23 protein-coding genes are annotated in these 24,321 nt (G+C 70.4%); 14 read left to right on the top strand and 9 right to left on the bottom strand.

What is annotated here, in order from left to right; translation table 11 throughout:
- Positions 1–42 precede the first annotated feature (42 nt).
- The 3 genes from ACUN0C_RS07580 (at position 43) to ACUN0C_RS07570 (ending at position 1,411) form a co-directional block, all read left to right on the top strand.
- The gene (locus ACUN0C_RS07580) at positions 43–270 is read left to right on the top strand and encodes a F0F1 ATP synthase subunit C (RefSeq protein ID WP_161140049.1); all 228 of its coding nucleotides are present in this window, start codon (positions 43–45) and stop codon (positions 268–270) included.
- Positions 271–335: 65 nt separating this feature from the next.
- Positions 336–917 carry a F0F1 ATP synthase subunit B gene (locus ACUN0C_RS07575; protein ID WP_445465725.1) on the top strand — a complete coding sequence of 194 codons (582 nt, stop codon included), beginning with the start codon at positions 336–338 and terminating at the stop codon, positions 915–917.
- Between the two features lie 2 nt (positions 918–919).
- Entirely contained in the window at positions 920–1,411 is a 492-nt protein-coding gene (locus ACUN0C_RS07570; protein WP_445465724.1) for a F0F1 ATP synthase subunit B family protein, read from the top strand.
- A gap of 85 nt (positions 1,412–1,496) precedes the next feature.
- On the opposite strand, the gene ACUN0C_RS07565 is transcribed toward ACUN0C_RS07570, so the two are convergent.
- Together ACUN0C_RS07565 and ACUN0C_RS07560 are read right to left on the bottom strand one after the other, a co-directional pair.
- Positions 1,497–2,135 carry a ribonuclease HII gene (locus tag ACUN0C_RS07565; protein WP_445465723.1) on the bottom strand — a complete coding sequence of 213 codons (639 nt, stop codon included), beginning with the start codon at positions 2,133–2,135 and terminating at the stop codon, positions 1,497–1,499.
- Between the two features lie 43 nt (positions 2,136–2,178).
- Positions 2,179–3,318, bottom strand: a complete 1,140-nt coding sequence (locus tag ACUN0C_RS07560) for a PA0069 family radical SAM protein (RefSeq protein ID WP_445465978.1) — start codon at positions 3,316–3,318, stop codon at positions 2,179–2,181.
- A 108-nt stretch (positions 3,319–3,426) separates the two neighbouring features.
- Between ACUN0C_RS07560 and ACUN0C_RS07555 the strand changes: the two genes are divergently transcribed.
- Positions 3,427–3,921, top strand: coding sequence for a glycosyl transferase family 2 (locus tag ACUN0C_RS07555; protein ID WP_445465722.1), 495 nt, complete (start codon positions 3,427–3,429; stop codon positions 3,919–3,921).
- A gap of 1 nt (position 3,922) precedes the next feature.
- On the opposite strand, the gene moaB is transcribed toward ACUN0C_RS07555, so the two are convergent.
- Entirely contained in the window at positions 3,923–4,477 is a 555-nt protein-coding gene (gene moaB / locus ACUN0C_RS07550; protein ID WP_445465721.1) for a molybdenum cofactor biosynthesis protein B, read from the bottom strand.
- A gap of 48 nt (positions 4,478–4,525) precedes the next feature.
- Positions 4,526–5,398, bottom strand: coding sequence for a uracil-DNA glycosylase family protein (locus tag ACUN0C_RS07545; RefSeq protein ID WP_445465977.1), 873 nt, complete (start codon positions 5,396–5,398; stop codon positions 4,526–4,528).
- 163 nt (positions 5,399–5,561) lie between these two features.
- On the opposite strand from ACUN0C_RS07545, the gene ACUN0C_RS07540 reads away from it, so the two are divergent.
- A complete protein-coding gene (locus ACUN0C_RS07540) occupies positions 5,562–7,223 on the top strand; it encodes a 4Fe-4S dicluster domain-containing protein (protein WP_445465720.1) in 1,662 nt (553 codons plus the stop codon).
- A gap of 10 nt (positions 7,224–7,233) precedes the next feature.
- Here ACUN0C_RS07540 and ACUN0C_RS07535 read toward each other — a convergent pair whose 3' ends face one another.
- The 5 genes from ACUN0C_RS07535 to ACUN0C_RS07515 form a co-directional block, all read right to left on the bottom strand.
- Positions 7,234–9,750, bottom strand: a complete 2,517-nt coding sequence (locus ACUN0C_RS07535; protein ID WP_445465719.1) for a glycogen/starch/alpha-glucan phosphorylase — start codon at positions 9,748–9,750, stop codon at positions 7,234–7,236.
- Between the two features lie 282 nt (positions 9,751–10,032).
- On the bottom strand, positions 10,033–10,215 hold the full coding sequence (locus ACUN0C_RS07530) for a hypothetical protein (protein ID WP_445465718.1): 183 nt from the start codon (positions 10,213–10,215) through the stop codon (positions 10,033–10,035).
- 10 nt (positions 10,216–10,225) lie between these two features.
- Positions 10,226–11,068: a S49 family peptidase gene (locus tag ACUN0C_RS07525; protein WP_445465717.1), complete on the bottom strand. Its 843-nt coding sequence runs from the start codon at positions 11,066–11,068 to the stop codon at positions 10,226–10,228.
- Between the two features lie 87 nt (positions 11,069–11,155).
- A complete protein-coding gene (locus ACUN0C_RS07520) occupies positions 11,156–11,932 on the bottom strand; it encodes a tRNA1(Val) (adenine(37)-N6)-methyltransferase (protein WP_445465716.1) in 777 nt (258 codons plus the stop codon).
- Complete coding sequence (locus ACUN0C_RS07515) at positions 11,929–12,159, bottom strand: putative signal transducing protein (RefSeq protein ID WP_445465715.1); 231 nt, start codon at positions 12,157–12,159, stop codon at positions 11,929–11,931. Before ACUN0C_RS07515 ends, ACUN0C_RS07520 begins: the two co-directional genes overlap by 4 nt.
- Before the next feature lie 136 nt (positions 12,160–12,295).
- Between ACUN0C_RS07515 and ACUN0C_RS07510 the strand changes: the two genes are divergently transcribed.
- The 9 genes from ACUN0C_RS07510 (at position 12,296) to ACUN0C_RS07470 (ending at position 24,316) form a co-directional block, all read left to right on the top strand.
- Positions 12,296–13,312: a polyprenyl synthetase family protein gene (locus ACUN0C_RS07510; protein ID WP_445465714.1), complete on the top strand. Its 1,017-nt coding sequence runs from the start codon at positions 12,296–12,298 to the stop codon at positions 13,310–13,312.
- A 76-nt stretch (positions 13,313–13,388) separates the two neighbouring features.
- Positions 13,389–15,329 carry a tetratricopeptide repeat protein gene (locus tag ACUN0C_RS07505; protein WP_445465713.1) on the top strand — a complete coding sequence of 647 codons (1,941 nt, stop codon included), beginning with the start codon at positions 13,389–13,391 and terminating at the stop codon, positions 15,327–15,329.
- Positions 15,330–15,336: 7 nt separating this feature from the next.
- Positions 15,337–16,212 carry a 4-(cytidine 5'-diphospho)-2-C-methyl-D-erythritol kinase gene (locus tag ACUN0C_RS07500; RefSeq protein WP_445465712.1) on the top strand — a complete coding sequence of 292 codons (876 nt, stop codon included), beginning with the start codon at positions 15,337–15,339 and terminating at the stop codon, positions 16,210–16,212.
- A 124-nt stretch (positions 16,213–16,336) separates the two neighbouring features.
- Complete coding sequence (locus ACUN0C_RS07495; RefSeq protein ID WP_445465711.1) at positions 16,337–17,236, top strand: glycine--tRNA ligase subunit alpha; 900 nt, start codon at positions 16,337–16,339, stop codon at positions 17,234–17,236.
- A 95-nt stretch (positions 17,237–17,331) separates the two neighbouring features.
- Positions 17,332–17,883, top strand: coding sequence for a LemA family protein (locus ACUN0C_RS07490; RefSeq protein WP_445465710.1), 552 nt, complete (start codon positions 17,332–17,334; stop codon positions 17,881–17,883).
- Between the two features lie 14 nt (positions 17,884–17,897).
- Positions 17,898–19,850 (top strand): DUF2207 domain-containing protein, encoded by a 1,953-nt coding sequence (locus tag ACUN0C_RS07485; protein WP_445465709.1) that lies wholly within the window; start codon positions 17,898–17,900, stop codon positions 19,848–19,850.
- Between the two features lie 108 nt (positions 19,851–19,958).
- Positions 19,959–22,202: a glycine--tRNA ligase subunit beta gene (gene glyS, locus ACUN0C_RS07480; RefSeq protein ID WP_445465708.1), complete on the top strand. Its 2,244-nt coding sequence runs from the start codon at positions 19,959–19,961 to the stop codon at positions 22,200–22,202.
- A gap of 771 nt (positions 22,203–22,973) precedes the next feature.
- Positions 22,974–23,639, top strand: a complete 666-nt coding sequence (locus ACUN0C_RS07475; protein WP_445465707.1) for a dienelactone hydrolase family protein — start codon at positions 22,974–22,976, stop codon at positions 23,637–23,639.
- Positions 23,636–24,316, top strand: a complete 681-nt coding sequence (locus tag ACUN0C_RS07470; RefSeq protein ID WP_445465706.1) for a phosphoribosyltransferase — start codon at positions 23,636–23,638, stop codon at positions 24,314–24,316. Before ACUN0C_RS07475 ends, ACUN0C_RS07470 begins: the two co-directional genes overlap by 4 nt.
- Positions 24,317–24,321 lie beyond the last annotated feature (5 nt).

The following is a 24,321-nucleotide window of genomic DNA, read 5'->3' as shown; positions in this document are numbered from 1 at the left end:
CCGCAACCCTGTTTCAATCCGATCGACCAAAGGAGTTTCAACATGGATCCGCAAGCTGCTGCCTTCATCGGTGCCGGTATCGCCTGCCTCGGCATGGGCGGCGCCGGCATCGGCCTCGGCACGATCTTCGGCAACTATCTGGCGGGCGCGCTGCGCAACCCGTCGGCCGCCGACGGCCAGTTCGGCCGGCTGATCTTCGGCTTCGCCGTGACGGAAGCGCTCGGCATTTTCTCGCTGCTGATCGCGCTGCTCCTGATCTTCGCGGTCTGATCTCCGCGACCTGACTGTCTCGGGCCGTCGACCTCGGCGGCCCGCAAGCATTGGAGAAGGCGCGGGTGATCTCACCGGCTTTTGCACAGACGCACGGCGAGACGACCGAAACGGTCGCAGCGACGGAGGCGCACGGGGACGGGGCGCATGGCGCCTTTCCGCCGTTCGATCCCTCGACCTTCGCCTCCCAGCTGTTCTGGCTGATCATCAGCTTCGGCCTGCTCTATTACCTCATGAGCAAGGTCGCGCTGCCGCGGATCGCCACGATCCTGGAGGAGCGGAACGACCGCATCGCCGACGACCTCGCCGAGGCCGAGCGGCTGAAGCGGGAGACGGACGAGGCGATCGCCGCCTACGAGCAGGCGCTCGCGGAGGCCCGCCAGCACGCGCACGCCATCGCCCAGGAGGCCCGGGACGCGGTGAAGGCCGAGCTCGACGCCGAGCGGGCCCGGCTGGAATCCGAACTGGACGAGCGGGTCGCGGCGGCCGAAGGCCGGATTTCCGAAATCAAGTCGGGCGCGCTCCGCGACGTCGACGCGATCGCCAAGGATGCGGCGGAGGCGATCGTCGAGGTGCTGATCGGCCCCGAGGTCGGTCGCGGCGAGATCGAGAACGCGGTCAACGCCGCCATGTCCGAGAGGAGCTGATTATGGACGCGACAGCGTGGGCCTCGTTCTGGGCCTTCATGGCCCTGATCGCCTTCCTCGGCATCCTCGTCTACCTGAAGGTGCCCGCGATGGCGGCCGACTGGCTCGATTCCCGGGCCGAGCGCATCCGCCGCGACCTCGACGAGGCGAGGCGGCTCCGCGAGGAGGCGCAGGCGCTGCTCGCCGACTACCAGCGCCGCCGCCAGGAAGCCGAGGAGGAGGCCGAGGCGATCGTGGATCAGGCCCGCCGCGAGGCCGAGGCGATCGCGACCGAGGCGCAGCTCCGCATGGGCGAGTACATCGAGCGCCGGACCCGGCTTGTGGAACAGCGCATCGGACAGGCGGAAGTGCAGGCGATCGCGGAAGTGCGCAGCCGCGCCGTCGACGTCGCCGCGGAGGCCGCCACGCGTATCCTTTCCGAACGGGGGAGCGGCGAGACCGGCCAGCGGCTCGTGCGGGATTCGATAGAGCAGGTTCGCAGCAATCTGAACTGATCGAGCGGCACCCGAAGTCTTGAACGGCGGTCCGGCGGGCCGCCGTTTCTGCGTCCGGCCAAGAGCCAGTGTCGGGCGGCCCGCGTCAGACGGCCGGGATCAGGGCCGCGACCGGCGAGAAGCTCCGGCGGTGCAGGCGGCATGGGCCGAGGGCTGCGAGCGCCGCCTGATGGGCCCTCGTCGAGTAGCCCTTGTGGCTCGCCAGCCCATATCCTGAGAACACGTCGTCGCAGCGCGTCATCAGCCGGTCGCGCACGACCTTCGCCACGATCGAGGCCGCTGCGATCGAGAGCGAGAGCGCATCGCCGTCGATGACGGCGCGCGTCTCCACGGGGATCCGCCGCGGCACGTCGCGGCCGTCGATGAGAACGGCATCGGCGGGGCGGCAGAGGCCGAGGAGGGCGTTCCGCATGGCCTGAAGGGTCGCTTCCCGGATGTTGATCCGGTCGACGGTCGCGACACAGGCGAAGGCGAAGGATATCTCGGCGACGCCGCAGATGGCGCCGAAGAGCTCCTCCCGGCGCTTCGCATCGAGCACCTTGGAATCGGCGATGCCTTCGGGGATGCGGTCGGGGTCGAGCACGACGGCGGCCGCGACCACCGGCCCGGCGAGCGGGCCGCGCCCGGCCTCGTCGATCCCGGCCACGCGCCGGAAGCCCGCCGCCAGGAGCTGCCGCTCGAAGCGGAAATCGGCGACGATCGCCGCATTGCCCACTGCACCCATGGACTCGCGATAGCGCCGGAGCGCAGGTCAGGCAATGCGTCCTTCAGATCAGGCTGAGTTGTCCACCGATCGGAACGGGCGGCTTGAAGAGATCCGTCCTCAGGGGCTGCCGCTCGGCGTTGAGCCCGAGCCGCTTCGCGGCGAGCTCGAAGCGGCGGCCGATCTGCCAGGCATAGGGACCCGTGCCGCGCATCCGGGTGCCCCAGTTCGAATCGTAATCCTTGCCGCCGCGCATCGAGCGCATCACCGAGAGGACGTGCCGGTAGCGGTCCGGATGGTTCGCCATCAGCCATTCCTGGAAGATCGGGCTGACTTCGAGCGGCAGCCGCAGGAGCACGTAGCCGGCCTGCCGCGCGCCGGCAGCCGCTCCGGCTTCCAGCAGGCGCTCGATCTCCATGTCCGTGAGGGCAGGGACGATCGGGGCCGTCATGATGGTGACGGGAATGCCCGCCTCGGAGAGCTTCCGGATCGTCTCGAGCCGCTTCGTCGGCGTCGCCGCCCGCGGCTCCATGCTGCGGGCGAGCTTGCGGTCGAGGGTCGTGACCGAGAGCGCCACGCGCGCCAGGCCGCGCTCGGCCATCGGAGCCAGGATATCGATGTCGCGCGCGACGAGCGCCGATTTCGTGACGATCCCGACCGGGTGGTTCGTCCGCGAGAGGACCTCCAGCACCTGCCGCATGATCCGATGCTCGCGCTCGATCGGCTGGTAGGGATCGGTGTTGGTGCCGATGGCGATCGTCCTCGGGACGTAGCCGGGCTCCGCCAGTTCCTTCTCGAGGAGCGCTGCGGCATCCGGCTTGGCGAATAGGCGGGTCTCGAAATCGAGCCCCGGCGACAGGCCCATGTTGGCGTGCGTCGGGCGCGCGAAGCAGTAGGTGCAGCCGTGCTCGCAGCCGCGATAGGGGTTGATGGAGCGGTCGAAGGAGATGTCCGGCGACGCATTGCGCGTGATGATCCGCTTCGCCTTCTCGATCTGCACCTCGGTGCGGATGGGCGGGAGGTCTTCGATGGTCTCCCAGCCGTCGTCGAAGGCGATCCGCTCCTCGCGCTCGTAACGGCCGGAGACGTTCGTTTGCGCGCCGCGGCCGCGACGCCTGTCGGGCAGGATTTCGCATGCGACGGGCGCGCCGGGGGGGCGGCCGCGGCTTGGCTTCGTGCCGGGTACCGTCTGGAGATGCTGCATCTGTGCCATGACGGGACACTAGGTCAGCCGTGAGAATAAAACAAGAACAAAAAGGGTCCGCTTGAGCCTGGTCTGGTGCCCCGGCTGCGCAGCCTCTAAGAGGGCCGGATGATCTCCGCCTTCATCGAGTACCGAGACGACCCGGAGGGGCTCGCGCGGACATTGGCGAGCCTGGTTCCGGCGGCGGTCGAGGGCGTGGTGAAGGACGCATTCGTCTTCGCCCGCGAGAGGAACGGAGACGTTGCGGCGGTGACGGAAGTCTCGGGCGCCGTCCTTCTGGCCGGGCAATCGCCGTCGCAGGCGGCGGAGCACGGGCGGGGCGAATGGCTACTGCTGCTGGAGGCCGGCGCCACGCTCGAGGACGGATGGACCGCCGCGGCTCGGAGCTGGGGCGGAACGCGCGAGGCACCCGCGCGCTTCCGCAGAGTGAAAGGCTCATTCTTCGCAAGGGTTTGGCCGCGCGGGCGGCCGCTCGCCTCGGGCCTTCTCATCCGCCGCGACCGCTTCCGATCCGTCGCCGCTTCCAGCGATTCGCTTGGCGCGGTGGCGTCGGGACGTGCCGCAGGCAAGCTCGATGCGAGGATCGTACCCGCGCGCCCGTAGCTCAGCCTTCGCCGGCGCCGCGCCGGAGGTGCTCGTCGAGGCGCGGCATGATCTCCACGAAGTTGCAGGGCATGTGCCGGTAGTCGAGCTGCGCCTGAAGGATGCCGTCCCACGCGTCGCGGCATGCTCCCGGCGAGCCCGGCAGGACGAAGATATAGGTGGCGCCGGCGACGCCGCCGGTCGCGCGCGACTGGATCGTGGATGTTCCGATCTTGTCGTAGGACAGCCTGTGGAAGACTGTGGAAAACCCGTCCATGCGCTTCTCGAAGAGCGGCTCGACGGCTTCCGGGGTCACGTCGCGGCCGGTGAAGCCGGTACCGCCGGTGGTGATCACGACGTCCACGCCCGGATCTGCGATCCACCGCCGCACCACCGCCCGGATCCGCTCCACGTCGTCCGTGACGATCGCCCGGTCCGCGAGGACGTGGCCGGCGTTCTCGATACGGCCGACCAGGGTGTCTCCCGACCTGTCGTTCGCCATGTCCCGCGAATCCGAGACGGTCAGCACGGCGATCTTCAACGGAATGAAGGGGCGGTTCTCGTCGATGCCCGGCATGGGTGTCCTCTTCGGCTCGTATCGTGCACGGCGGATGCGGCGCAGCGCTCATCCGCCCTTCAACGCCTTCTTCACGTCCAGCAGGTCCCGCCAGGCGAGCCGCTTCTGGAGCGGCTGGCGGAGCAGATAGGCCGGGTGCAGCGTCGCCATAGTGCGAACCGCGCGGCGGCCGGTCTCGTAGGTCCGCCACTTGCCGCGGAGCTTCGTAATGCCTTCGGCCGTCTCCAGGATGACCTTCGCCGAAGCGCCGCCGAGAAGGACCAGCACGTCCGGGTCGACGAGCTCGATCTGGCGCCTGATGAACGGCTTGCAGATCTCTGTCTCCTGCGGGGTCGGCGTACGGTTCCCGGGCGGGCGCCAGGGGATCACGTTGGCGATGTAGACGGAGCCGCGGTCGAGCCCGATGGCGGCGAGCATGCGGTCGAGGAGCTGGCCCGAGCGCCCGACGAAGGGCAGGCCCTGCAGGTCCTCCTCGAGCCCAGGCGCCTCGCCCACCAGCATCAGGCGCGCTTGCGGATTGCCGTCGGCGAAGACGAGGTTCGTCGCCGTCAGGCGGAGGTTGCAGCCTTCGAAACCGCGGAGGATGGCCTCGAGCTCGGCGAGCGAGCCGGCGCTCGAGGCCGCTTCCCGCGCGAGCATCGCCGTGCGTTCCGAAGGCATCGCGACCGCCGGCTGCGCAAGCCGCTGGCCGGCCGGGGGGCGGGCGGGTTCCGGCGCTTGCTGCCGCGCCGATGTAGGCGATTGGGCAGGAGCACCCGCGCGGGGCTCCCGCGGCTCCGCGGGCCGCCGCCGGTTCGCCTGCTCCGCCGCGGACAGCGCGAAGCGGTCGGTTCCCGCCTCGTCCAGGGCGAGATCGACGCCTGCCTCGGCATAGAAGGCGAGCAGCGCCTCGATGGCGCGCGTGTCGACGGTCCCGACCATGGCCTTCCTTGTCACAACGGGAGAAGAGCCGCAAAGCGGATCGTGTCGCGGTCCATGCGCCGTGGGCCGTCGCTCGCGCTCCTTGACCGGTGGACAGCCGCCGGGCCGCTGTCTATCCAGACTTTCGTGCCATCGGCGCCGCTGATGCGGGTGAGGAGCCATCATGAGCGACCAGGACGCGCTGCCCGAGCGCGAGAGCATGGAATACGACGTCGTGGTGGTCGGCGCCGGGCCCGCGGGGTTGTCGGCGGCAATCCGCCTCAAGCAGATCGCGCCCGAACTCTCCGTCGTCGTCCTGGAGAAGGGCTCGGAGGTCGGCGCGCACATCCTCTCCGGCGCGGTCATCGACCCGATCGGCCTCGACCGCCTGCTGCCCGACTGGCGCAGCGAGGAGACGCCCGTCCGCACCCCGGTGACGGAGGACCGCTTCCTCTATCTCGGCCCGTCCGGCGCGATCCGCCTGCCGAACTTCATGATGCCGCGGCTGATGGACAATCACGGCAACTTCATCGTCTCGCTCGGGAGCGTGTGCCGCTGGCTCGGCGAGAAGGCCGAGGCGCTCGGCGTCGAGATCTATCCGGGCTTCGCGGCCGCCGAGATCCTGACGGACGACCGGGGCCGCGTGGTCGGCGTGGCGACCGGCGACATGGGCGTCGGCCGCGACGGCAAGCCGGGGCCGAACTACCAGCGCGGCATGGCGCTCTTCGGCAAGTACACGCTCGTCGCCGAGGGCGCGCGGGGCTCGCTCGCCAAGGACCTCATCCGTCGTTTCGCGCTCGACGAGGGGCGCGACCCGCCGAAGTTCGGGATCGGCCTGAAGGAGCTCTGGGAGGTCGCGCCGGACCGTCACCGGCCGGGCCTCGTTCAGCACAGCTTCGGCTGGCCGCTCGACCAGCGCACCGGCGGCGGCTCGTTCCTCTATCATTTCGAGGAAAACCTGGTCGCCGTCGGGTTCGTGGTCCACCTCAACTATCGCAACCCGCATCTCTCCCCGTTCGAGGAGTTCCAGCGCTTCAAGACGCACGAGGCGATCCGTGACGTCTTCGAGGGCGGCCGGCGCCTCTCCTACGGCGCGCGCGCGATCACCGAGGGCGGCTGGCAGAGCGTGCCGCGGACCGTCTTCCCGGGCGGTGCGCTGATCGGCTGTTCGGCCGGCTTCCTCAACGTGCCGCGGATCAAGGGCAGCCACAACGCGATGCTGTCCGGCATCCAGGCGGCCGAGCACGCCGCCGCCGCGATCGCCGACGGCCGCGCGCATGACGAACTCTCCGGGTTCGAGGCGGGCTGGCGCGACTCGGAGATCGGCCGCGACCTCCGCCGCGTCCGCAACGTCAAGCCGCTCTGGTCGAGATACGGCACGCTGGGCGGCGTGGTGCTGGGCGGCGTCGACATGTGGGCGAACGAGCTCACAGGGCTTTCGCCCTTTGGCACGCTGAGCCACGGCAAGCCCGACAGCGCGACCCTCCTGCCGGCGACGCAGGCGAAGCCGATCGAATACCCGAAGCCCGACGGCGTTCTCACCTTCGACCGCCTGTCCTCGGTGTTCCTGTCGAACACCAACCACGAGGAGGATCAGCCGGTGCACCTGCGCGTCGCCGACCCGGTGCTGCAGAAGGCGAGCGAGCACGACGTCTTTGCCGGCCCGTCGGCCCGCTACTGCCCGGCCGGCGTCTACGAATGGGTGGAGGAGGGCGGCGAGCCACGCTTCGTCATCAACGCGCAGAACTGCGTGCACTGCAAGACGTGCGACATCAAGGACCCGAACGGCAACATCACCTGGGTGCCGCCGCAGGGCGGCGAGGGGCCGGTCTACCTGAAGATGTGAGGCTGCGGGCTCAGCCGGCCGCCGCCGTCCCCCTCGCGGGCACCTGCCAGATTTCCTCGGCATACTGGCGGATCGTGCGGTCGGACGAGAACCAGCCCATGTTCGCCGTGTTGAGCACGCTCGACTTCCACCAGCGGCGCGGGTTGCCCCATGCCTCGTCGACGGCGCGCTGCGCGGCGTAATAGCCGTCGAAATCGGCCGCCACCAGGAAGCGGTCGTGATGCTTCACGATGTCGACCAGATGGCCGTAGCGGTCGCGGTCGCCGGCGGAGAACGCGCCGCCCGCCACCGCCTCGAGCACCTCGGCGAGCATCGGGGAATTGCGGATGTCGGCCATCGCGTCGAGGCCGGTGCGATGACGCTCGGCCACCTCGTGTGCCCTCAGGCCGAAGATGAAGATGTTGTCGTCGCCGACGCGCTCGCGGATCTCGACATTGGCGCCGTCGAGCGTGCCGATCGTGAGCGCTCCGTTGAGGGCGAACTTCATGTTGCCGGTGCCGGACGCCTCCATGCCGGCCGTGGAGATCTGCTCCGAAAGGTCGGCGGCGGGGATGATCGTCTCCGCGAGGCTAACATTGTAGTTCGGCAGGAACACCACCTTGAGGAGGTCCCGCACGGCCGGGTCGTCGTTCACCACCGAGGCGACGTCGTGGGCGAGGCGAATGATCGTCTTCGCCTCGTGATAGCTCGCCGCCGCCTTGCCGGCGAAGATCTTCACACGCGGGTACCAGTTCCGCGTCGGCTGGTTCCTGATCGCGTCGTAGAGGGCGATCGTCTCCAGGATGTTGAGGAGCTGCCGCTTGTACTCGTGGATCCGTTTCACCTGCACGTCGAAGAGGGCGTGCGGGTTGACGCGGATGTCGAGCCGGTCGCGGATCGTCCTGGCGAGCGCGACCTTGTTGGCGAGCCGCACCTCGGAGAGACGGTCATGGAAGCCGGAATCGGCCGCGAAGGCGGCCACGCGCGCGACCGCCTCCGGGTCGTCCATGACGGCCTCGCCGCAGGTCTCCCGCAGCAGCGCCGTCAGGCCCGGATTGGCCTGGTGCAGCCAGCGGCGGAAGGTGATGCCGTTGGTCTTGTTCACGATGCGCTCGGGGAAGAGCGCGTGCAGGTCCCCGAAGACCGTCTCCTTCATGAGCGCGGTGTGGAGCGCCGAAACGCCGTTCACCCGGCGCGAGCCCAGGAAGGCGAGGTGGCCCATCTTCACGCGCCGGCCGTGGTTCTCGTCGATCATGGAGACTGAGGAGAGCAGGCGGTCGTCACCCGGATTCTCCGCGCGCACCGCCTCCAGGTGCTGGGCGTTGATCAGGTAGATGATCTGCATGTGCCGGGGCAGAAGCCGTTCGAAGAGCGGGATCGGCCAGGTCTCGAGCGCCTCCGGCAGCAGCGTGTGGTTGGTGTAGGAGAAGGTCGCCCGGGTGATCTCCCAGGCTTCGTCCCAGGTGAGATGGTGCACGTCGAGGAGGAGTCGCATCAGCTCCGCGACGGCGACGCTCGGATGTGTGTCGTTGAGCTGGATGGCGGCCTTCTCCGGGAGCGAGCGGATGTCGCCGTAGATCCGGATGTGCCGGCGGACGAGGTCCTGCAGCGAAGCGGAGACGAAGAAATATTCCTGCCGGAGCCGCAATTCCTGCCCGGCCGGCGTCGCGTCGCTCGGATAGAGCACCTTCGATATGGCCTCGGCGCGGACCTGCTCGGTCAGCGCCCCGACATGGTCGCCGCTGTTGAAGCAGTCGAGGCGCAGGGGATCGACGGCGCGGGCCGACCAGAGCCGCAGCGGGTTCACATGCTCGCCGCGCCAGCCGACGACGGGACTGTCGTAGGCGACCGCCTCGACCGTCTCGGCCGGCTGCCAGACCGCGCGCGGCGTGCGCTCCGATCCGCCGGCAGGCTGCACCGTTCCGCCGAAGCCGATGTCGTAGATGACTTCCGGCCGCTCGAACTCCCAGGGATTGCCGAACGAGAGCCAGGTTTCCGGGTATTCCTGCTGGACGCCGTTCTTGATCACCTGCCGGAACAGGCCGTGGTCGTAGCGGATGCCGTAGCCGCAGGCGGGGACGGCGAGCGTCGCCATGCTCTCGACGAAGCAGGCGGCGAGCCGCCCGAGGCCGCCATTGCCGAGGGCGGCATCCGGTTCCGCCTGGCGCAGCTGGTCGAGGTCCATGCCGAGGTCCCCGAGGGCGGCGCGGAATGCCTCGGTCAGGCCGAGATTGTTGAGGACGTCGCCCAGCATCCGGCCGAGCAGGAACTCGAGCGAGAGATAATAGACCCGCTTGCTGTTCGCCTTGCGCACCCGCCGGTTCGATTCGATCCAGCGGTGCACGATCCGGTCGCGGGCGGCGAGCGAGGCCGCGACGTACCAGTCCCGCGGGCTGGCGGTCGCGGGATTCTTGCCGACGGCGAGCGTGAGCTTGGCGAGAATCGCCTCCTTGAGCGGCTCGATCTCGTCTTCCCGAACCGGCGGGCGAAGCGCCGGCTTTGGAAGGACGATGGTGTGCGGACCGATCTCTGCGTCGCGCTTGAGCATGGTGCCAACTCTCGAGGTTCGGATCCCGACAACCCCCGGTGGGGATCATCCGTCAGGATCGATTCCCGTCCAGGTGCCCTGAACCATGGATGAACGCCCGTTGCGGGAGCTCTGAACAGTGCTCAGGGGACACAGTCATGGAATTGTTAGGATTGTAGGCGCCGCGGCGGCTCGCAGAATCAACAGGATTTTGCGTCTTTAGTTAAATTGTCGGCGCTCGCGCCGGCGCCGCCACCCGGCCCGAGGGCGGCCGCGTGCAGCGGAGACGCCGGCTGCGAAGCGTCAGGAATCCTTCTTCAGCCGATACTTCTGCGTGTCCGGATCGTATTCCAGCGTCTCGCTCGGCTTTGCCGTCGAGCGGGCCTTCTCCACGTCCCGGCCGACGCGGCCGATCTCCTTCTTCACCGACTTCCACAGATACCAGCCGCCATAGGCGGCGAGGCCGAGGACCACGAGCTGTACCACGGCGGTCCTCCTACAGTCCGAATCGCGAGCGGAGGGCGCGTTCCTCCAGCTCGGCGAGCAGGTGGTCGGCAGCCTCCTCCGCCATCGAGCCGAGGCTCAGGCGGCGCGGGAAGAGCGCGCGCTCCCCGCTCAGGAGCTTCGTCCTGACCTTGCTGCCGAACATCTCGCGCAGGACCGTGCGCAGCTCGCCGGTGCGATCGGCGAGACCCAGCCCGACGGCGGTCTTGCCCGACCAGAACATGCCCGAGAAGATGTCCTCGCTGTGCTTCAGGACGTCGCCGCGGCGGGTGCGCACGATGTCGATGAAATGGTCGTGCACCTCCTCCTGGATCGCCTTGAGGCGCGCGATGTCGTCCGGCTTCTCCGGCTGGAAGGGGTCGAGGATCACCTTGGCATGGCCGGCCGTGTAGACGCGGCGCTCCACGCCGACCTTCCGCATCGCCTCCACGAAGCCGAACCCGGCAGAGACAACCCCGATCGACCCGACGATCGAGGCGGGATCGACAACGATCTCGTCGCCGGCGCAGGCGATCATGTACCCGCCGGAGGCGCAGACGTCCTCCACGAAGACGATGACGCGCTTGTCCTTCTCCTCCGCGAGGCTCCTGATGCGCTTGTAGATGAGGTGCGACTGGACGGGAGAGCCGCCGGGCGAATCGATGATGAGGGCGACCGCGGGCGCGGCCTTGACGTCGAATGCCTTCTTGAGGAGGCCGGCGGTCGAGGCGAGCGTGAGGCCGGTGCGAAGCCGTGTCACGCGGCCGATCGTGCCGCTGAGGCGCACCACCGGGACGACCGGTGCATCGCCGCCGGGAAGCATGCGGCGCAGGCTCTGGAACAGCGATTCTGCCACGGTTCTCCCTTTCTTGCTCGCCCGGTCTCAACATGGACTCGGCCTGCCGTTTCCGCCAGCCCCGGCCTGTCGCATCAGGCCTGTCGCTCAGGTACGGATCGCGGAACGGCCCCTGAGCACCGCATCGGCCTCTGCCGTCCAAGAGCCGTCCGGGTCGTGCAGGACGAGCGCCGGGCACAATTGGAGCGGCTTGCCGCTTGCCCTCGTGGCGGCCATCAGGACGCGGTTGGCGCAGTCCTCCCGCCGCGGGTGGACCGGTATCACCGCCACCGCGCCGAATCCTCTTCCAAGCGCCGCGAGGAGGTCGGGAAGCGCCTCCGCACGGTGGATGACGAAGAGCCGCCCGCGCGGCTTGAGAAGACCCGAAGCGGTGCGGATCCAGGCCTGGAGGTCGCCCGCCGCGGCGACATGCGCGCTGCGGCGGCGTTCGACGGGCGAGGCGCTCACCGTGCCGTCCAGAGCGAACGGCGGGTTCATCAGCACGAAGTCCGCGCTCGAATCCTGCAGGCCGGCGCTCTCCCGCTCCGGGCGGCGAGCGGTGACGTCGGCGGCGACGACCGTCACGCGCGAAGCAAAGCGGCCGTTCTGCGGCAGCCGGAGCGCTCTGCGCGCGAGGGCGGCGAGCCCCTCGTCCCGTTCCACGGCCACGACCGAAAGGCCGGGCGCGCGTGCCGCGACGGAGAAGGCGACGGCGCCGGCGCCCGTCCCGAGCTCGACGGCCCATCCGGTCGCGTCCGACGGCACGAGGGCCTGTAGGAGCGCGGCGTCGAGGCCGGCCCGGTGGCCGCGCGCCGCCTGGAGAAGCCTGACCGTGCCGCCGAGAAAGTCATCTTCGGTGGCCGCCGGTTCGTCTTCGGCGCTCATCGAGGCGGGTCGGGGAGTTCCGAGGTGAGCCCCGCCTCATCGAGGAGCCGGCGGGCGGCCGCGAGGTGGCGGCTCGGCACGAGGATGCGGCGCGGCAGAATGCCGATCGACCCCTCGATCACGCTCATGTTGAGGTCGGCGAGGGTATGGACGATGCCGGCCTCGTTGAGGAGGGCTTGCACGTAGGAGAGAAGGACGGGGTCGTTGCTGCGCAGGAGCTCGTTCACGGGGCGCAGCCTAACGGCAATCCGCCCGCGCGCGAAGCGTTCCCGCGTGGCACGCGGCCCGCGAGGCTTTATGTCGTACCGCATAGGCTTTATGGGCAACGGGCCGGCCATTAGTCTCGACCGGAAGGAGTATGCCGTGGGCGTCGTTTTACCCTTCGATGACAGCCAGCCGAAAGGCGAGTCGATCGAGCCGCTCGTCCGGGTGACGGCGGCCGGCATGGAGCGGGTGAACCAGGTGATCCTGGAGAGGACCGGCTCGCAGGTCGCGCTCATCCCGGAGGTGGCCCGCTATCTGATCGATTCCGGGGGCAAGCGCCTGCGCCCGATGGTGACGCTCGCCGCGGCGCTTGCGTGCGGCTATCGCGGGAGCGGCGATGTGAAGCTCGCCGCGAGCGTGGAATTCATGCACACCGCCACGCTCTTCCACGACGACGTCGTGGACGAGAGCGATACGCGGCGCGGCAAGCGGACGGCGCGGCTCGTCTGGGGCAACCAGGAGAGCGTGCTCGTCGGCGATTTCCTGCTCGGCCAGGCGTTCCGCATGATGGTGGAGGTCGGCTCGCTGGAGGCGCTCGACGTTCTGGCGGTGGCGGCCGCAACCATCGCCGAAGGCGAGGTGATGCAGCTCGGCACGGCCAAGAACACCGAGACGACCGAGGACGAGTACATCGACGTCGTCCGCGCCAAGACGGCGGCGCTGTTCTCGGCGGCGGCGGAGGTCGGTCCCATCATCGCGGGCGCCGACAAGGCCACCCGCGCGGCATTCCGGTCCTACGGTAACAATCTCGGCATCGCCTTCCAGCTGATCGACGACGTGCTCGACTATGGCGGCGCCTCCGCGACGCTCGGCAAGAACGTCGGAGACGACTTCCGCGAGGGCAAGGTGACGCTGCCGGTCGTGCTCGCCTATCGCCGCGGCACCGACGAGGACCGCGCCTTCTGGCGCGAGGGGCTCGTCGAGGGGGCGACCTCCGAGGCAGCCCTGCACAGGGCGATCGGGCTTTTGGCACGGACCGAGGCGCTGACCGACACGGTGGAGCGTGCCCGCCACTACGCGGCGCGCGCGATCGACGCGCTAGCGCCGCTGCCGGCGACCCCGGCCAAGGCGGCGCTCCTGGAGGCCGTCGCCTTCTCGATCCGGCGCGCCTCCTGACCCGCGGCCGTCGGCGCGATTGCTCCGTTTGCCCGACGGGGGTATTCCGAAGGCAAGCCAAGCAACGGAGCGCAGCATGAACGCGCACAGGATTCACGCCGGAGCGCGCCGGCTCGCACTGTCGGCACTGCTGGCGGCAGGGCTCGCGCAGCCCGCGTTCGCCGCGGCCAATCCGACCGGGGGCGCGTCCCTGAACAGCCTGTCGGGGATCTACCTGGCGGCCCGCGTCGCCGATTCGCAGAAGGACATCAAGGGCGCCGCCGCCTTCTACCGTGAAGCCTATGCGCGCGATCCCTCCAGCCTGTTCCTGCTCGAGCGCGCCATGGTGCTCACCGCCGCCGACGGGCAGGTGAAGGACGCGCTCCGGCTCGCCAGGGACCTGGCGGCCAAGGCGCCCGACAGCCTGGCGGCGCGCCTCGTCCTGGCCGTCGAGCAGATCCGGGGGAAGCGCTATCCGGAGGCGATGGGCGAGCTCGCGAAGAGCAGCAAGGGCGCCCTCGCCGACCTGACGAACGCGTTGCTGCGCGCCTGGTCGCAGTTCGGGAGGGGCGAGGTCGGCCAGGCGCTCGCCACCATCCGCGAGGTCGAGGGCGAGGAGTGGTACCGCCCCTTCAAGCTGCTCCACACCGGCTATATCGCGACGCTTGCGGGACGGTCCGACGAGGCGCTGGAGGCGCTGCGTGTCGCCCAGGAATCCGATCGCGGCGCCGTCCGGATCACCGAGGCCTATGCCCGTGCGCTATCCCGGGCCGGCCGCCCGGCGGAAGCCGAGAAGCTGCTCGCCGAGTTTCTCGACCGCTTCCCCGACAATGCGCTCGCCACCCAGGCGCTGGCGGATCTGAAGGGCGGCAAGACGCTTGCGCCGGCGGTGGCGAGCCCGGTCGAAGGCGCAGCGGAGGCGCTCGGCGGCCTCGGCGCGGCCATCGGTCAGGAAGGGGGCCTGGAGCTCTCGGTGCTCTATCTGCGCCTCGCGCTCCACCTTGCGCCGAACGGCGCCGGCGGGCTTGCGGCGCTGTCGCTCGGCAACATCCTCGATGCCGGCGGCCAGAGCGAGGCTGCGATCGAGGTCCTGGAAGGCATCGACCCCAAGGCGCCGTTCCGCGCCCTCGCGCTGCTACGGGCGGCCATGGCGCTCGACCGTCTCGACCGCACCGAGGAGGCGGAGAAGGCCTTCAAGGAGTCGATCCAGCGCAACCCGAAGGATCTGCAGGCGCACATCGCCTACGGCAACATGCTGCGCGGCCGGGAACGCTTCGCCGAGGCCGCTAGCGCCTATTCGCGCGCGATGGACCTGATGACGAGCCCGGCGCGCGGCGACTGGACCGTCTATTACTTCCGCGGCATCGCCTACGAGCGGACCAAGCAATGGCCGAAGGCCGAGGCCGACTTCCGGCGTGCGCTCGAGCTCTTCCCGGACCAGCCGCTCGTCCTGAACTATCTAGGCTATTCCTGGGTCGACATGGGCGTCAACCTCGAGGAGGGGCTCGATCTCGTCCGCAAGGCGGTGGAGCTCCGCCCGAACGACGGCTACATCGTCGACAGCCTCGGCTGGGCCTATTACCGGCTGGGCCGCTTCGACGACGCGGTGACGGAGCTCGAGCGCGCCGTCGCGCTGATGCCGCACGATCCCGTCATCAATGATCACCTCGGCGACGCTTACTGGCGGGTCGGGCGCACGCTGGAGGCGCAGTTCCAGTGGCGGCACGCCCGCGACCTCGGCGCGAAGGAACCCGAGCTGCCGATCATCCTGAAGAAGATCGCGGAGGGCCGCCTGGTCGAGAAGGCAGCGGAGGCGGAGCCGATGGTCCAGCAGGCGGCCCTGAACCAGACCTCGACGGACGCCCAGCCGGAGGAACGCCTGCACGTCGTGCAGCGCGGGGAGTCGCTCTGGGACATTGCGGCGAAGCATCTCGGCAGCGGCAGCCGCTATCCGCAGATCCTCGACGCCAACCGCGACCAGCTGCCGAGCGCGGCTGCGCTCCGTCCCGGCATGCGCCTGCGCCTGCCCGCGCAGTGACCGGCCGTTGAAGGGCGAATCGGGGCCGGAGCGCATCCGCCTAGCGCCGGCCAAGGTCAACCTTGCGCTCCATGTCACGGCCCGGCGACCGGACGGCTATCACGAGCTCGATACGCTCGTCGTGTTCGGCGACGAGGGCGACCGCCTCGCCGTCGAAGCGGACGACCGGCTTTCGATCGTCGTCACGGGCCCTTTTGCCGGTCATGTGCCGGCCGGGCCGGACAACCTCGTGCTGCGGGCGGCCGAGGCGCTCGCCGCCGCCGCCGGCCGGCAGCCGGGTGCGGCCATCCGGCTCGAGAAGCGGCTCCCGGCCGGCGCGGGTTTCGGTGGCGGGTCGGCCGACGCCGCCGCGACGCTCCTCGCCTTGAACGACCTCTGGGGGCTCGACTTCCCGCCGTCGCGGCTGGCCGAGATCGGCAGGGAAATCGGTGCGGACGTTCCGATGTGCCTGCACGGCCGTGGACTGCGGGCGGGCGGCATCGGCGAACGGATCGAGCCGGTCGAAGGTCTGCCGCCGCTCCCTCTGGTCCTCGTCTGGCCGGACAGGCCCGTGGCGACCGGGCCGGTGTTCCAGCGGCTGCCGCAGGAGGAGCGCGGCGGCCTGCCCGACTTGCCGAAGCGTGCGGGATCGCCGTCGGACGTCTCGAGTTGGCTGATCGCCACCCGCAACGATCTCGAACGGCCGGCGCTCGCGATCGAGCCGGCGATCGGCGACGCACTCGGCCTGCTGCGCGCCGACGGCGCCTGCCTGCTTGCGCGGATGTCGGGGTCGGGCTCCGGCTGCTTCGGCCTTTATGCCGGCCAGAGCGATGCCAGGGCTGCGGCGGAGCGGATCGGCAGCGCGCGCCCCGGCTGGTGGGTCGCGCCCATGCTCGCGCGCTGACGCGGGCGAATGCTTGACCCTGCCCGTGGCCCGTGGCAGGCAGCCCGTCGACCTTTCACCGGCCGGGCAGCATCCCTTGAGCGCAGAGAACGCCGCGACCCCATCCGACACGCCCGCGCCCCACATGGCGCCGACGCGTTCGTTCCAGGGGCTGATCCTGACGCTGCAGCGCTACTGGGCGGACAAGGGCTGCGTCATCCTCCAGCCCTACGACATGGAAGTGGGCGCCGGCACCTTCCACCCCGCGACGACGCTGCGCTCGCTCGGGCCGCGGCCGTGGAACGCCGCTTATGTTCAGCCGTCCCGCCGGCCAACGGACGGCCGCTACGGCGAGAACCCGAACCGCCTGCAGCACTACTACCAGTACCAGGTGATCCTGAAGCCGTCGCCGCCCGACCTCCAGGAGCTCTATCTCGGTTCGCTGCGCGCGATCGGGATCGACCCGAACCTGCACGACATCCGCTTCGTGGAGGACGACTGGGAGAGCCCGACGCTCGGCGCCTGGGGGCTCGGCTGGGAGTGCTGGTGCGACGGCATGGAGGTGTCCCAGTTCACCTATTTCCAGCAGGTCGCGGGCTTCGAATGCGCGCCGGTTTCCGGCGAGCTCACCTACGGCCTGGAGCGCCTGGCGATGTACGTGCAGGGCGTCGACAACGTCTACGACCTTAACTTCAACGGCCGCGACGGCGCGGAGCGCGTGAGCTACGGCGACGTTTTCCTGCAGGCCGAGCAGGAATACTCGCGCTTCAATTTCGAGCACGCCGACACCGAGCTGCTGTTCCGCCACTTCGAGGATGCCGAACGCGAATGCAACGCGCTCCTCGCGGCCGGTGAGTCCGACGAACGGCACAGGCTCGCTCTGCCCGCCTACGACCAGTGCATCAAGGCGAGCCACGTCTTCAACCTGCTGGACGCCCGCGGCGTGATCTCCGTCACCGAGCGGCAGAGCTACATCCTGCGCGTCAGGGCCCTGGCGCGCGCATGCGGCGCGGCCTGGCTGAAGACGGCGGGCGGCGGGGCATAGCGGCCGCCGCCCTATTGCCTGGAGCGTACGGCGGCGCGTCGGGCGGCGAGATGGAGCGGCGGCGGGCATTCCGGGCCGCCAGGGGGAGTTCGGCGATGTGGGTGATCCTTGCGGTCGCGGCGGCGCTCGTCGCCTACGGCATCTATCTCTACAACCGGCTCGTCGCGACGCGGCAGATGGCGGACGAGGCGTGGAGCGGCATCGACGTGCAGCTGAAGCGGCGCGCCGACCTCATCCCGAACCTGGTCGAGACGGTAAAGGGCTACCTCACCCACGAGCGCGGCGTGCTGGAACGGGTGACGGAACTGCGCAACGCTGCGGCGGCGATCCCGCGCGGCGACGTGCAGGCGCGGGCGCAGGCGGAAACGCTCCTTTCCGGCGCGCTCGGCCGGCTGCTCGCCGTCGCCGAGGCCTATCCGGACCTCAAGGCGAGCGCCAATTTCCTGCAGCTCCAGGGCGAGCTCTCGGGCATCGAGGGCGACATCCAGATGGCGCGGCGCTACTACAATGGCGCGGTGCGCAACCTGAACACGATGATCGAGACGGTGCCGAGCAACATCGTCGCGAACGCCTTCGGCTTCGCGAAGCGCGACTATTTCGAGATCGAGAACGCCGCGGACCGGGCCGTGCCGACCGTCGCCTTCTGACCGGGGCACAGGCCTTGCGCGCCTTTGCCAAGTTCCTGATCCCGCTCCTCTTTCTGCTAGCCGCGGGCGGCGCGCGGGCGGCCGAGCAGATCGAGCGGTTCGACAGCCGGATCGAGGTGGCGGCGGACGGGGTGCTGAGGGTCACGGAGACCATCCGGGTCCGGGCGGAGGGGAGGGACATCCGACGCGGCATCTACCGCGACTTTCCGCTCGCCTTCGAGGATGCGGAAGGCCGCCGGCGGGAAGTCACGTTCGAGATCAACTCCGTCCGGCGCGACAACGGCCCAGAAGAATACCGCACCGAGCGCAGAGGAGACGCCATCCGCATCTATGCAGGCCGGAGCGACGTCCTGCTCCAGCCGGGCGAATACACTTACATCTTCAGCTACACGACCGGGCGCCAGGTGCGATGGCCGGACGGCAAGCCTGAACTCTACTGGAACGTCACGGGAAACTTCTGGTCGTTCCCGATCCTGAAGGCGGCGGTGAGGGTGGTCGCGGCGGCGGCGCCGACGCGCTGGACGGCCTATACCGGGCCGCTTCGGGCGCGCGGCACCGCATTCGCCGGCGCAGTCGCCGTCGACGGCGCATTGTCGGTGGAGACCACCCGCCGGCTCGGCCCGGGCGAGGGGCTCACCATCGTCGCCGAATATCCGGAAGGCACGGTGGCGGAGCCGACCGGCCGCCAGCGCGCGCTGTTCTTCCTGCTCGACCATCGCGCGTTCATCATCGGCGGGGTCGGCATGGCGGCGGTGCTCGCCTATTACCTCGCCGCCTGGAACGCGGTCGGCCGCGACCCCAAGGGCGGCCCCGTCATCCCGCTCTTCGGACCGCCCGAAGAGGTTTCGCCGGCGCTCGCCAACTACATCCACAACTGGGGCTTCACCGAATCCGGCTGGCGCGCCTTCACGGCGGCCGCGCTCTCGCTCGCCGTGCGCGGCCTCGTCCTCTTCGACCAGGCCGGCGACACGCTCGTCCTGCGGCGGACGCCGAAGGCGGCCGACCTTCTCGCGCTGCCGCCGGGCGAGCGCGCCGTCCTCGGCTGGGTGGAGCAGGAGGGCGGGACCGGGCGGATCGAGAAGGCGAACGGGGAGGCCGTGGTGGAGGCCGGCAAACGCTTCCGCCGCAGCATCGAGGGCGAGAACAGGTACCGCTTCTTCCGCCACAACATCCCCTATTTCCTCGTCGGCCTCGGCCTCTCGATCGCCACCGGCGCGCTCGTCGTGCTTTACGGCGGGCTCGGGCCGGGCGATTTCGCGGTGCTTGCGCCGCTCGCCTTCCTCTCCGTCGCGGCCGGGTTCGTGCTCGTCCCGATGATGCGCACGATCCTCACGGCGAGCTCGACGCGGGTGCTGATCCGGACCGGGCTGGCGCTCGCCGCACTCTTCGCCTTCCTCGTGATGCAGGCGGCGGAGGCGCTCGGGAGCCGCGCGGGCGGCACAGGCGTCGGCGGGTTCATCCTCGCCACCCTGCGCGACCATCCGGTCCCGATCGCCCTCTTCATGGCCTTTGCGCTCGTCAACGGCCTCTTCTTCTACCTGCTACGGGCGCCGACCAGCGCCGGGCGCAAGGTGATGGACGAGCTGGAAGGCTTCCGCCTCTACCTCACCACCGCCGAGCAGCCCCGGCTCGACATGCATCCGCCCGAGATCGACGCGGAGCGCTTCGAGGCGCTGCTGCCCTATGCGGTCGCGCTCGGCGCCGAGCGGCAATGGGCGTCGGCCTTCGAGGCGGCGCTCCGGCGCGCCCATCCCGACGATCCCGACCCGGTCGGCTCCTACCGCCCGGACTGGCGGACGGGGAGCTGGTCCGGCCGCAGCTTCTCGCGCGCGGTCGCCTCGTCGGTCGGCGCGGCGACGGCGAGCTTCGCGGGCGCCATGCCGCGCGCCTCCTCCGGCTCGTCCGGCTTCGGCGGCGGGGGCGGATCGGGCGGCGGCGGCGGCGGCGGGGGCGGCGGCGGCTGGTGAGGCGCGGCGGCGGCCGGGCGGCGCGAGCGGCCGGGTGACAAGGCGCGCGCGCCTTGCTAGGCAGGCCGCGCCCGATCGCGGGCCATTCCCGAGACAGCGCGACACCCGATGCCCGACCTTCTGCTCGAACTCTTCTCGGAAGAGATCCCGGCCCGCATGCAGGCGCAGGCCGCCGAGGACCTCCGGCGCCTGGTGACCGGCGGCATGGTCGATGCCGGCCTCACCTACGAGGGGGCGAAGGCGTTCGCGACGCCGCGCCGGCTGGCGCTCACCGTCCACGGCGTGACCGCACGCTCGCGCGACGTGAGGGAGGAGCGCAAGGGCCCGCGTGTCGGCGCGCCGGAGAAGGCGCTCGAAGGGTTCCTGCGCGCCGCCGGCCTCGCCTCGATCGAGCAGGCGAATGTCCAGTCCGACCCGAAGAAGGGCGATTTCTACGTCGCGATCGTGGAGAAGCCCGGCCGGCCGGCGGAGGAGATCATCGCCGAGCTCGTGCCGGAGGTGATCCGCAGCTTCCCCTGGCCGAAATCGATGCGCTGGGGGGCGCGCTCCGCGCCGCAGGGCACGCTTCATTCCCCGCCGGAGGCGGAGGGCACCGCGAGCCTCCGCTGGGTGCGGCCGCTCCGCTCCATCCTCTGCACGTTCGGCCCGGAGACGGAGGAGACGACCGTGATCCCGGTCGAGATCGCGGGCGTGACGGCCGGCAACCTCACCTACGGCCACCGCTTCATGAGCGACGGCGCGCCGATCCGCGTCCGCCGCTTCGACGATTACGTGCCGGCGCTGGAAGCCGCGAAGGTCGTGCTCGACTCCGAGCGGCGGAAGGCCATCATCGAGACGGAGGCGAAGAACCTCGCCTTCGCGCAAGGGCTCGACGTGGTCGAGGATCCCGGCCTCCTCGACGAGGTGGCCGGCCTCGTCGAATGGCCGGTGGTGCTGATGGGCCGCTTCGACGAGCGCTTCCTGGCGATCCCCGACGAGGTGATCCGGCTCACCATCCGCGCCAACCAGAAATGCTTCGTGCTGCGCGATCCCGCGACCGGCGCGCTCACCAACCGCTTCCTGCTCGTCGCCAACATCGAGGCGTCCGACGGCGGCAAGGCGATCGCCGCCGGCAACGAGCGCGTCATCGCCGCCCGCCTCTCCGACGCGCGCTTCTTCTGGGAGCAGGACCAGGCGCGGCGGCTGGAGGACTGGGCGGAGAAGCTCAAGAGCGTCACCTTCCACGAGAAGCTCGGCACCCAAGCGGAGCGGGTGGAGCGCATCGCCCGCCTCGCGCGCGAACTCGCGCCGCTGGTCCACGCCGACCCGGGCGATGCCGAGCGCGCCGCCCGCCTCGCCAAGGCGGACCTGCCGACCGCGATGGTCGGCGAGTTCCCCGAGCTGCAGGGCGTGATGGGGCGCTATTACGCGCTCGCGCAGGGCGAGAAGCCGGAGGTCGCCAACGCCATCCGCGACCATTACAGGCCGCAGGGGCCGGGCGACCTCGTCCCGGCCGAGCCGGTGGCGATCGCCGTCGCGCTCGCCGACAAGCTCGACACGCTCGTCGGCTTCTGGGCGATCGACGAGAAGCCGACGGGCTCGAAGGACCCTTACGCGCTGCGCCGCGCGGCGCTCGGCGTGATCCGGCTGGTGCTGGCGAACGAGCTGCGCGTTTCCTTGCGGCCCTTGCTGCACGACATGTTCAGTGCGTTCGGAGATCGCTTGTCGATTACGCCCGGTACACTTGAGGCCGGAGCAGTCGCCATCGCTGGCATGCCGGGGAAGGAGGAGGCGGACCTCCCCACCATCAAGTCCTTCAGTTTGTTCGATTTCTTCGTGAACTTGCTTGATTTCTTCGCCGACCGCCTCAAGGTGCATCTGCGCGACGAGGGCGCGCGCCACGATCTGATCGACGCCGTGTTCGCGTTGCCGGGGCAGGACGACCTGCTGATGATCGTGCGCCGGGTCGCGGCGCTCGGGCGCTTCCTGGAGACCGAGGACGGCGCGAACCTCCTCGTCGGCTACCGCCGCGCCGCGAACATCCTGCGCGCCGAGGAGCGGAAGGACGGCGAGGGCGCCTTCGACGGCCCGCCCGACCACCGCCTGATCGTGGAGAGGGGCGTGGCCGAGGAGCGCGCGCTCCTCCACGTCATGGAAGCCGCGGAGCGCCACGCCCGCGAACACGTCGCGGCCGAGGATTTCGAGGGCGCGATGCGGGCGCTCGCCGAGCTCCGCCCGGCCGTCGACGCCTTCTTCGACAAGGTGACCGTGAACGCCGACGACCCGGCGCTCCGCGTGAACCGCCTGAAGCTTCTCAACCGCCTGCGCCAAGCCACCCTCGCCGTCGCCGACTTCTCCCGCATCGCCGGCTGAGGGCGCGCCCGCCCCGTTCTCCGTCCAACCTCCCCCTCGCGGGCAGGTCGAAATTCCGAAGCCGAAGGCGCCCGGGATTTCGGGAGGGGGGCTGGCCGGTGCAGCACGGCGAGCGCCCGATGTTGGACGATGGACGCGCTGACGCTGCTCGCGTCATTGGTCCGACGGCTCCCCCGACGCCGAGGAAGCGGAAGCGCCGCGCCCCCCTCCCGAAAGCGGCTCCGCCGCTTTCGACCTCCCCGCAAGGGGGAGGTTGAGGTTGTGCCGGGTCGCGGGTGCCGGCTGGCGACAGAGAGTGGGGCGGGGCGGCGGAGGGCGGAGGGCGTAGGGCGGTCAGGCGCCGCCCTTCTTCTTTCGCCATGCCCTCACCACTGTCGTCATGCCCGGGCTCGACCCGGGCATCCAGAGGGGGCGTGCCGCGGTGGAGGCGCTACCTGGATCGCCGGATCAAGTCCGGCGATGACGACAGAGTGGGTGGTACAGCCTGGCGATGACGACAGAGAGAGGGGCGGGGGCGGTTCCGAATTGCAGAGCTGGGGGCTCGAACGGGGCCCCGCCCCGCCTCGCCTCCTCCACTGTCGTCATGCCCGGGCCCGACCCGGGCATCCAGAGGGCGCCGGCGGCACCGGCAGTGGATCGTCGGATCAAGTCCGGCGATGACGACAGAGTGGGTGGTACGGTCCGGCGATGATGACAGGGAGAGGGGCGGGGGCGGTGGTGCCGGTGCGGGTGCGTTCCTCCGCGTTTCGCGGCGGGGCGTTCCGGGATAGGATGGCGGACGGCCCGGAGGCGGCGATGCCGGAGCGGCGCGAGGTCAGGATAGGAGCGATGGGACTGCCCGGCACGGTGACCTTGCCGGCGCCGGCGCTCGGCCTGGTCGTCTTCGCGCATGGCAGCGGCTCGGGCCGGCTCAGCCCGCGCAACCGCCTCGTTGCCGACCGGCTGGTCGGCGCGGGCCTCGGCACGCTGCTCTACGACCTGCTGACCGATGCGGAGGCCGCGGACCGCGCCAACGTCTTCGACATCCCGCTGCTCGGGACGAGGGTCGAGGAGGCGATCGACTTCGCCGCCGAGGATCCGGACCTCGCGAGCCTGCCGATCGGCCTCTTCGGCGCGTCGACCGGCGCCGCCGCGGCGCTGATGGCGGCGGCCGAGCGGCCCGGGCGCGTCGCGGCGATCGTCTCGCGCGGCGGCCGGCCCGACCTCGCCGCACCGCGGCTCGGCTGGGTGAAGGCGCCGACGCTCCTCATCGTCGGCGGCCTCGACGACGTGGTGATCGACCTCAACCGCGAGGCCTTCGCCATGCTCGCCTGCGAGCGCCATCTCGCGATCGTGCCCGGCGCGACGCATCTCTTCGAGGAGCCGGGCACGCTCGACACCGTCTGCGACCTCGCGATCGACTGGTTCGGCCGGCATCTCGGCGGGAGGGCAGCATGAGGCGGCAAGACCATTTCAGGGACCGCGTCGCGGCCGGCGCCGAGCTCGCGGAGCGGCTCATCGACCGGCACTATGCCGACCCGGTGGTGCTGGCGCTGCCGCGGGGCGGCGTGCCCGTCGGGCTCGAGATCGCGCGCAGGATCGGCGCGCCGCTCGACCTGCTGCTGGTGCGCAAGATCGGCGTGCCGTGGCAGCCCGAGCTCGCCGCCGCGGCGATCGTGGAGGGCGACCCGCCGGACATCGTGCGCAACGAGGAGGTGATCCGGGCGACCGGCCTCGACGACCGCGCGGTCGCAGAGGGCGCAGCGGCGGAAGCGCGCGAGATCGAGCGCCGCCGTGCCGCCTATGTCGGCGAGCGCGGCCATCTTCCCGTCGAGGGGCGGACGGTCATCGTGGTCGACGACGGCATCGCGACGGGCACGACGGTGAAGGCGGCGCTCGTCGCGCTCCGGCGGCGCGCGCCGAAGACGCTGGTGCTCGCCGTTCCGCTCGCCCCCGCCGACACGCTGCGCGAGCTCCGCCCGCTCGTCGACGAGATCGTCTGCCTGGCTACGCCCGAGCCGTTCTGGGCGATCGGCGCGCATTACGACGACTTCGCCCAGCTCGAGGACGAAGAGGTGATCGCGATGCTGGCCGAGGGCCGGCGGCTCGGCGCCGCCGGCAGGCCGGAAGGCTAGGGGCG

It is taken from the genome of Faunimonas sp. B44 (assembly GCF_052655945.1).
Note: the sequence above shows the minus strand (reverse complement) of the source record. Positions and strands in the feature narration are given on the sequence as shown.

What these genes read in the sequence shown, in the direction of transcription:
- ACUN0C_RS07560 (WP_445465978.1), bottom strand. Translation starts at nt 3,318, where the DNA reads ATGCAGCATCTCCAGACGGTACCCGGCACGAAGCCAAGCCGCGGCCGC.
- ACUN0C_RS07535 (WP_445465719.1), bottom strand. Translation starts at nt 9,750, where the DNA reads ATGCTCAAGCGCGACGCAGAGATCGGTCCGCACACCATCGTCCTTCCA.
- ACUN0C_RS07580 (WP_161140049.1), top strand. Translation starts at nt 43, where the DNA reads ATGGATCCGCAAGCTGCTGCCTTCATCGGTGCCGGTATCGCCTGCCTC.
- moaB (WP_445465721.1), bottom strand. Translation starts at nt 4,477, where the DNA reads ATGCCGGGCATCGACGAGAACCGCCCCTTCATTCCGTTGAAGATCGCC.
- ACUN0C_RS07470 (WP_445465706.1), top strand. Translation starts at nt 23,636, where the DNA reads ATGAGGCGGCAAGACCATTTCAGGGACCGCGTCGCGGCCGGCGCCGAG.
- ACUN0C_RS07505 (WP_445465713.1), top strand. Translation starts at nt 13,389, where the DNA reads ATGAACGCGCACAGGATTCACGCCGGAGCGCGCCGGCTCGCACTGTCG.
- ACUN0C_RS07545 (WP_445465977.1), bottom strand. Translation starts at nt 5,398, where the DNA reads ATGGTCGGGACCGTCGACACGCGCGCCATCGAGGCGCTGCTCGCCTTC.
- glyS (WP_445465708.1), top strand. Translation starts at nt 19,959, where the DNA reads ATGCCCGACCTTCTGCTCGAACTCTTCTCGGAAGAGATCCCGGCCCGC.
- ACUN0C_RS07475 (WP_445465707.1), top strand. Translation starts at nt 22,974, where the DNA reads ATGGCGGACGGCCCGGAGGCGGCGATGCCGGAGCGGCGCGAGGTCAGG.
- ACUN0C_RS07570 (WP_445465724.1), top strand. Translation starts at nt 920, where the DNA reads ATGGACGCGACAGCGTGGGCCTCGTTCTGGGCCTTCATGGCCCTGATC.
- ACUN0C_RS07495 (WP_445465711.1), top strand. Translation starts at nt 16,337, where the DNA reads ATGGCGCCGACGCGTTCGTTCCAGGGGCTGATCCTGACGCTGCAGCGC.
- ACUN0C_RS07565 (WP_445465723.1), bottom strand. Translation starts at nt 2,135, where the DNA reads ATGGGTGCAGTGGGCAATGCGGCGATCGTCGCCGATTTCCGCTTCGAG.
- ACUN0C_RS07520 (WP_445465716.1), bottom strand. Translation starts at nt 11,932, where the DNA reads ATGAGCGCCGAAGACGAACCGGCGGCCACCGAAGATGACTTTCTCGGC.
- ACUN0C_RS07490 (WP_445465710.1), top strand. Translation starts at nt 17,332, where the DNA reads ATGTGGGTGATCCTTGCGGTCGCGGCGGCGCTCGTCGCCTACGGCATC.
- ACUN0C_RS07540 (WP_445465720.1), top strand. Translation starts at nt 5,562, where the DNA reads ATGAGCGACCAGGACGCGCTGCCCGAGCGCGAGAGCATGGAATACGAC.
- ACUN0C_RS07555 (WP_445465722.1), top strand. Translation starts at nt 3,427, where the DNA reads ATGATCTCCGCCTTCATCGAGTACCGAGACGACCCGGAGGGGCTCGCG.